The sequence below is a fragment of the Jatrophihabitans sp. YIM 134969 genome (assembly GCF_054456675.1).
Map to the genome: position 1 here is coordinate 1 of NZ_JBTJEQ010000087.1, position 7,322 is coordinate 7,322.

Below are 7,322 nucleotides of genomic sequence, written 5' to 3' on the forward strand. Positions count from 1 at the left end.
GGGAGGCCGGCGGCAGCGGCGGTGGGGTCGCGCCCGTCGTCATGCCTGCGGCGGGGTCGGGCCGGGCTGCGGCGGGAGCGGCGGCGGCACCGACGCGAACAGCGGCGCGAGTTCGGCGACCTCGCCCGCGGGCGTCCACGCGGCCATGCCCTGCTTCCACACGGGTGTCTGCTGGGTCAGCTCGCCGCTCGTCACGCGCGCCGCGAGGTCCGACGGCGGCACCGGACCGACCTGCTGGCCGTTGACGCCGAGGTAGAAGGGCAACGCGGCACCCGGCAGCGGCGGCGGCCCGCTCTGGTTCGCCCCGGCGTTCCCCGCGTTCTGGCCCGCGAGCGCTCCGGCCATCTGCTGACCGAGGGCCACGCCGAACCCCAGGCCGAGGCCCTCGCCCGCACCACCCGGGTTGTTCGCGGCGTCGCCGATCGCCGTCGCCGTCTGGTACTTCGTGTACTGGTCGAGGTTGCCCATGACGCCCATGGACGTCCGCTTGTCGAGCACCTCCTCGACCTCCGGCGGCAGCGAGATGTTCTCGATGACGAACCGGGGGATCGCGATGCCCATGTCGGCGAGGTTGGTGGTGAGCGTGCCACCGAGCGTGGCCGCGATCGTCTGCTGGTTCGCGGCGAGGTCGAGCATCGGGATGTTCGACGACGCCAACGCCGTGCCGACCTGCCCGACGATGGTCTGCCGCAGGAACTCCGACACCTCGTCGGTGCGGAACTGCGGGTCGGTGCCGACCAGCTGCCGGATGAGTTTGCCGGCGTCGACGACCTGCAGGGCGTAGGTGCCGAATGCCCGCAGCCGCACCATGCCGAACTCGGCGTCGCGCATCGTGACGGGGTTCTGCGTCCCCCACTTCATGTCGGTGTAGAGGCGGGTCCCGACGAAGTACACCTCGGCCTTGAACGGCGACTCGAAGCCGTACTTCCAGCCCTTGAGGTCCGAGAGGATCGGCAGGTTCCGAGTCTCCAGGGTGTAGGTGCCGGGGGTGAAGACGTCCGCGATCTGGCCCTCGCTCTCGAAGACCGCGACCTGCCCCTCGCGCACGATCAGCTGCGCGCCGTTCTTGATCTCGTTGTTGTGCCGCTCGAAGCGGTACACGATGGTGTCGCGACTGTCGTCGAGGAACTCGACGATGTCGATGAACTGGCTGCGCAGGTTGTCCAGGATGCCCACGCGCGGGAACTTACCCGGAGAGGGGCGGGTTCACCCGGTCGGCGGCAGGAACACCCAACCCCGCCCGGCGGCAGCGACCGTGCGCACCGCCACCGTGAGCCACGCGGCGACGAGCGCCACGAACAGCACCACCGCGAGGTCCGCGAGCGTCGAGGACCCGGTGTGCAGAGCAAGGCCCGAGGTCGCAGTGACCACGGTGCCGACGGGGAACGTGAACGACCACCAGGTCAACCCGAACGGCAGGCGCTCACGCGCGGTCCGGGCCGTGACCACCGCGGCGAGCGCGGCCCATCCGAGCGCGGCCGCCCACACGGGCAGGCCGTAGACCAACCCGGAGACGTGCAGGGCCCGGGCGGTGCCCGGCCTCACCACGAGCGGGGCCACGCCGCCGAGCAGGTTGACCGCGGTGACCGACTGGCCGAGCGGGCCGAGCACGATCCACAGTGTCGGGACGCTCGCGGCCTCGCCGACCCCGTGGTGGCGCACCCGCCGCACGATGCGGACGATGACGACGGCCGACGCCACCGCCGCCAGCGCGAACATGACGTAGCAGGCGGCGAACAGGGCGAGCCGGGGCGCACCGGCCGGCAGGTGCGGCACCAGCAGCGCGCCGGTCGACGCCGAGACCATCGGCGGCACCACGGGCATCAGCCACCCGCCGAACGCCCGCTCCGCCGGCATCGCGCCCCGGGTCGTCATCCGCCACGGCACGACGATCGCGGTGGCGAGTCCGAGCACGGTGCCGGCGATCCACAGCACGGCGTCGACCGTGACGGCCGCGGGCAGTCCGATGACGTCCCGGCCGACCAGCAGCGCACCGGCGCCGACGGTCAGCAAGGCCATCGGCGGTGCGCCGTGGAAGTGGGCCATGACCGGGTGGGAGAAGTGCCCGCGGGCGACTGCCGGGTACCGCAGCCAGTGGGCGGCCGTCGCGGCCACGACGACCACCAGGACGGTCGTAGCCAGGGCCCAGACAGCGATCGCTGCCGTGTGCAACAGTTGTGACTGGTACGGCAGCGACGACGCCGCCACGGCCACGATGCCGGTGCCCATCACCGCGGCGAACCAGTTCGGGGTGAAGTGGGAGACCACCTGCGACGGCCGGTCGAGGTCCCGGAACAACCGGTGCGGGGTCGACGGCGCGGCAGTGGTGGTCACGGTCTCCACCCTGCGCCGTCGTGGCGCCCCGTGGTATCAAGGCAGTCTTGTACCCCTACAAGTCAGGATGGTGACCAGTAGTCGTGTTGAGCGTCCGGATGCCGGATCTCGGTGCGCTCGAGGTGCTGGTGGCCGTCGCCCGCACCGGCAGCCTCAACGCCGCGGCGGGCGAGCTCGGCCGCACCCAGCAGGCGGTGTCAGCCCGCGTCGCGTCGTTGGAGGCTCAGACCGGCGTCACCGTCCTCGACCGGTCCCCGCGCGGCTCGACGCTGACGCCCGCCGGGGTCGTGGTGGCCGAGTGGGCCGCCCGGCTGCTCGACCAGGCGGCCGAGGTCGACGCCGCCATCGCCGCCCTGCGTCAGGACCGTGACTCCCGGCTGCGGGTGGCCGCGAGCCTGACCGTGGCCGAGCGGTTGCTGCCGGGCTGGCTGGTGTCGCTCGCCGCAGTCGAGCGGGCCCGCGGTGCGGCCCCCGCCGCCGTCACGCTCGCCGCGACGAACAGCGCCGAGGTCGCCTCCCTGGTGCGGGCCGGACGGGTCGACCTCGGGTTCGTCGAGGGCCCGTCGGCGCCGCGGGGGTGCCGCAGCCGGGTCGTCGGGCACGACCGGCTGGTCGCGGTGGTCGCACCCGGGCACCCGTGGGCCACCCGCCGTCGTCCGGTCGACGCCGAGACCCTCGTCGCCACACCGCTGGTCACCCGCGAACGCGGGTCCGGCACCCGCGACGCCCTCGACGCCGCGCTCGGAGCCACCCTGCGCGACCCGGCGGCCGGCGTCACCCCGGCGCTGGAGCTGTCGACCACCGCGGCCGTCCGCGCCGCGGTGCTGGCCGGCGCCGCCCCGGCGGTGCTGTCGGCGCTCGTGGTGGCCGACGACCTCGCCGCCGGGCGTCTCGTGGAGGTCACGGTCGTGGGTATCGACCTCGGCCGGTCACTGCGGGCCGTCTGGTCCGGCCCCCGCACCCCACCCGCGGGACCGGTCCGCGACCTCGTCGCGGTCGCCGCCGCCCGGGCTCGCCCCGCCCCCGTCGACTGAGTGGCGCCGGAAGCCCTCCACGCGCCGCTCGATCCCCGTGGCGACGCCCTCAGGTGTTGGTCCAGACCGGGGCGCGCTTGTCGAGGAACGCCTGCATGCCCTCCTGGGCGTCGCAGGTGACGGCGTTGGTGGCCATGGTCTCCGCCATCGCGGCGTAGGCCTCGGCCTGCGGCAGGTCGACCTGGCGGTAGAACGCCTGCTTGCCGATCGCCAGGGTGAGGGCGCTGGCGGAGGAGATCTGCCGGGCCAGCTCGAGCGCGCGGCCCCCGACGGCGCCGGGCTCGACCACCTCGTTGACCAGACCCCAGTCGGCCGCCGTGGCCGCGTCGATCGTCTCGCCGGTGAGCAGCATCTGCAGCGCCCGCTTGCGGCCGATCGCGCGGCTGACGGCCACCATCGGCGTCGAGCAGAACAGCCCGATCCGCACGCCGGGCGTGCCGAAGACCGAGCTGCTCGACACCACGGCCAGGTCGCAGGTGGCCACCAGTTGGCACCCCGCCGCGACGGCCATGCCGTCGACCGCGGCGATCACCGGCTGCGGGATCTGCTGCACCGTCTCCATCATCTCGGTGCAGACGGCGAACACCTCGCGCTCGTCGTCGAGCGTGCGGCCGACCATCTCCGACAGGTCGTGTCCGGCCGAGAACGCCGGGCCCTCGTGGGTGAGGACGACCGCCCCGACCCCCGTCTCCGACAGCTCGCGCAGCGCGGCCGTGACGGCCCGCATGGTCGCGACGCCCAGGGGGTTGCGGCGCCGGCCGTTCGCCAGCGTCACGATCCCGACGCCGTCGTCGACGCGGGACAGGACGGGTGCCTCCACGGTGGTCACGGGTCCGTTCTAGCCGGTCGTCCCGGGCCAGGACAAGCATCGACATCCGTACGCCTGTGCGGACTTGCGGATCGCCGGCAGCGGGCGTACACAGGAGAGACGTCCGCACGACCGTGCGGATGTGCACGATGAGGAGACCGCCGTGGTGACCGTGACCGACCACGACCACCCGATCGACCCCGAACGGGTCGCCCACGCCCGCTCCCGCCTCCCCAGCGCCGACGACGCCGCCCGCCTCACCGGCCTGCTGTCACTCATGGCCGACCCCGTGCGGCTACGGCTCATCTACGCGCTCGACGTCGCCGAGGAACTCTGCGTCGGCGACCTCGCTCTCGCCCTCGACGTCAGCGAGGACTCCGTGTCCTACGCCCTGCGGCTGCTGCGCACCGCCGGCCTGCTCGTCACCCGCAAGCAGGGCCGGGTCGTCTTCAACCGGCTCGCCGACGACTTCCCGGCGCCGTTGCGCGACCACTGCCTGCGGCAACTCGTCGCGCTCACCCACACCACCGACTGATCTCCCCGCCACCGACCGAGAGGCCCGCTCATGACGACCAGCACCTACCCCGTCACCGGTATGACCTGCGCGCACTGCGTCACGGCGGTCACCCAGGAGTTGTCCGCCGTCGAGGGCGTCAACCTCGTCGAGATCACGCTCGACCCCGGCGCCACCTCGACCGTCACCGTCGTCAGCGACTCCCCGCTGGCCGACGAGCAGGTCGCCGCCGCGCTCGACGAGGCCGGCGACTACCACCTCGCGTCCTGAACCGGAGCCACCCGAGGACCAGCCATGACCGTTGCATCCAGCACCACACACCGTGAGGTCGAACTCGTCATCGGCGGGATGACCTGCGCCTCGTGCGCGGCGCGGATCGAGAAGAAGCTCAACAAGCTCGACGGTGTCACCGCGTCGGTGAACTACGCGACCCACAAGGCGCTGGTCACCGCCCCGGCGCACACCAGCGACGACGACCTGATCGGCACGGTCGAGGCCACCGGCTACACCGCCGCGCGCCCGGCGCCCGAACTCGACGACACCGACCACTCCCGCCCGCTGCTCGTGCGGACGGTCGTCTCCGCCGTGCTGGCGTTGCCGGTGCTGCTGCTGTCGATGGTCATGCCGCTGCGTTTCGACGGCTGGCAGTGGGTGGCGCTCGTCCTGGCCACCCCGGTCGTCGGGTGGGGCGCCTGGCCGTTCCACCGCGCCGCGCTGACCAACCTGCGCCACGGCGCGGCGAGCATGGACACCCTCGTGTCGGTCGGGGTCACGGCCTCCTACCTCTGGTCGCTCGTGGCGATCGTCAGCGGCTCCGGCGAGGACTCCTACCTCGAGGTCGCGAGCGTCGTCACCGTCTTCATCCTCGCCGGCCGCTACGCCGAGTCCCGCGCCGCCCGGCGTTCGTCGGCCGCGTTACGGGCCCTGCTCGACCTCGGGGCGAAGGACGTCGCCGTCCTGCGCGACGGCGAGGAGGTGCGCACGCCGGTCGCCGACCTCGTCCCGGGCGACCGCTTCGTCGTGCGGCCGGGTGAGAAGATCGCCACGGACGGTCGGGTCGAGTCCGGCCGCTCAGCGGTGGATTCCTCGATGCTGACGGGGGAATCAGTGCCGGTCGAGGTCGCCGAGGGCGACGGCGTCGTCGGGGCCACCCTCAACGTCGGCGGGCGTCTCGTCGTGCAGGCGACCCGGGTCGGAGCCGACACCCAGCTCGCGCAGTTGGCCCGGCTGGTCGAGGCCGCGCAGAACGGCAAGGCCCAGGTCCAACGCCTCGCCGACCGGGTGTCCGGCGTGTTCGTCCCGGTCGTCATCGGCATCGCGCTCGTGACCCTCGCCGCCTGGTGGCTCGCCACGGGCGACGCCCGTGACGCCTTCACCGCCGCCGTCGCGGTCCTCATCATCGCCTGCCCCTGCGCCCTGGGGCTCGCCACCCCCACCGCCCTGCTGGTCGGCACCGGTCGCGGTGCGCAACTCGGCATCGTCATCAAGGGCCCGCAGGCCCTGGAGAGCACCCGTCGCGTCGACACCGTCGTGCTCGACAAGACCGGCACCGTCACCACCGGCCGGATGACCCTGCACCAGGTGGTGCCGGCCGCCGGGGTCGACGCCGACGACCTGCTGGCCACCGCCGCGGCGGTCGAGGCGGGCAGTGAGCACCCGATCGCCGCGGCGATCGTCGCGGCGGCGCGGGAACGGGGGGCGACGTTCGCGCCCGTCGAGGGTTTCTCGAGCGACGCCGGCCTCGGAGTGGCCGGCACGGTGGCGGCCGACGGCGGGACCCGGGCGGTGCTGGTCGGCCGCGCCGACCTGCTGCGGGCCTGGTCGGTGCCGACCGATCCCGCGCTCGACGCCGCCGTCGATGGTGCCCAGGGCAACGGTCTGACGCCGGTCCTGGTCGCGTGGGACGGCCTGGCCCGCGGCGTCCTCGTCGTGGGCGACACGGTCGAGCCCAGGAGTGCCGCGGCCATCGAGGGATTCCGGTCGCTCGGCCTGCGCCCGGTGCTGCTCACCGGTGACAACCGGCGCGCCGCGCTGGCCGTCGCCGCGGCGGTGGGGATCGACGCGCACGACGTCGTCGCCGAGGTCCTCCCGGCCGGCAAGGTCGACGCCGTCCGTGACCTGCAGGCCGCGGGCGCGGTCGTGGCGATGGTGGGCGACGGTGTCAACGACGCCGCGGCCCTCGCGACGGCCGACCTCGCCATCGCGATGGGCACCGGCACCGACGTCGCCATCGAGGCCTCCGACCTCACGCTGATGCGCGGCGACCTCACCGCGGCCGTCGACGCCGTGCGGCTCGCGCGTCGCACCCTCGCGACCATCAGGGGCAACCTGTTCTGGGCCTTCGCGTACAACGTCGCAGCCATCCCGCTCGCGGCGTCCGGTCTGCTGAACCCCCTGGTCGCGGGCGCGGCCATGGCGTTGAGCTCGGTGTTCGTGGTGACCAACAGCCTGCGGCTGCGCCGCTTCCGCTGACCCGCCCGGATCTGGCGAGTGGGCACCTCTCTGGCCGAGTGGGCAGGTTTTTCGGGTCTACTGACTGATGTGTGGGTGCCGTCGGGGTAGTTGGGGTCGGTGGCCGCCGAGGTGGAGCATGGCCAGGGCGATCAGTGGTGTTGCGGTGTGGAACCCGAAG

The 7,322-nt window shown here is 73.4% G+C and carries 7 protein-coding genes; 4 read left to right on the forward strand and 3 right to left on the reverse strand.

Going from position 1 to position 7,322, the window contains the following annotated elements:
* Positions 1–39: 39 nt before the first annotated feature.
* Positions 40–1,176 carry an SPFH domain-containing protein gene (locus ACXR2U_RS23615; protein WP_458827545.1) on the reverse strand — a complete coding sequence of 379 codons (1,137 nt, stop codon included), beginning with the start codon at positions 1,174–1,176 and terminating at the stop codon, positions 40–42.
* A 30-nt stretch (positions 1,177–1,206) separates the two neighbouring features.
* On the reverse strand, positions 1,207–2,334 hold the full coding sequence (locus ACXR2U_RS23620) for a TDT family transporter (RefSeq protein WP_458827546.1): 1,128 nt from the start codon (positions 2,332–2,334) through the stop codon (positions 1,207–1,209).
* Between the two features lie 98 nt (positions 2,335–2,432).
* Between ACXR2U_RS23620 and ACXR2U_RS23625 the strand changes: the two genes are divergently transcribed.
* A complete protein-coding gene (locus ACXR2U_RS23625) occupies positions 2,433–3,368 on the forward strand; it encodes a LysR family transcriptional regulator (protein WP_458827551.1) in 936 nt (311 codons plus the stop codon).
* Positions 3,369–3,417: 49 nt separating this feature from the next.
* Here the strand turns inward: ACXR2U_RS23625 and ACXR2U_RS23630 are convergent, their stop codons facing one another.
* Positions 3,418–4,197, reverse strand: a complete 780-nt coding sequence (locus tag ACXR2U_RS23630) for an enoyl-CoA hydratase-related protein (RefSeq protein WP_458827547.1) — start codon at positions 4,195–4,197, stop codon at positions 3,418–3,420.
* Positions 4,198–4,339: 142 nt separating this feature from the next.
* On the opposite strand from ACXR2U_RS23630, the gene ACXR2U_RS23635 reads away from it, so the two are divergent.
* The 3 genes from ACXR2U_RS23635 to ACXR2U_RS23645 are packed head-to-tail and all read left to right on the forward strand — an operon-like array spanning position 4,340 to position 7,162.
* Complete coding sequence (locus ACXR2U_RS23635; protein WP_458827548.1) at positions 4,340–4,711, forward strand: ArsR/SmtB family transcription factor; 372 nt, start codon at positions 4,340–4,342, stop codon at positions 4,709–4,711.
* A gap of 30 nt (positions 4,712–4,741) precedes the next feature.
* Positions 4,742–4,960: a heavy-metal-associated domain-containing protein gene (locus tag ACXR2U_RS23640; protein WP_458827549.1), complete on the forward strand. Its 219-nt coding sequence runs from the start codon at positions 4,742–4,744 to the stop codon at positions 4,958–4,960.
* A 24-nt stretch (positions 4,961–4,984) separates the two neighbouring features.
* Positions 4,985–7,162, forward strand: coding sequence for a heavy metal translocating P-type ATPase (locus ACXR2U_RS23645; RefSeq protein WP_458827550.1), 2,178 nt, complete (start codon positions 4,985–4,987; stop codon positions 7,160–7,162).
* The last annotated feature ends 160 nt before the right edge of the window (positions 7,163–7,322 follow it).

What these genes read in the sequence shown, in the direction of transcription:
- ACXR2U_RS23625 (WP_458827551.1), top strand. Translation starts at nt 2,433, where the DNA reads ATGCCGGATCTCGGTGCGCTCGAGGTGCTGGTGGCCGTCGCCCGCACC.
- ACXR2U_RS23640 (WP_458827549.1), top strand. Translation starts at nt 4,742, where the DNA reads ATGACGACCAGCACCTACCCCGTCACCGGTATGACCTGCGCGCACTGC.
- ACXR2U_RS23645 (WP_458827550.1), top strand. Translation starts at nt 4,985, where the DNA reads ATGACCGTTGCATCCAGCACCACACACCGTGAGGTCGAACTCGTCATC.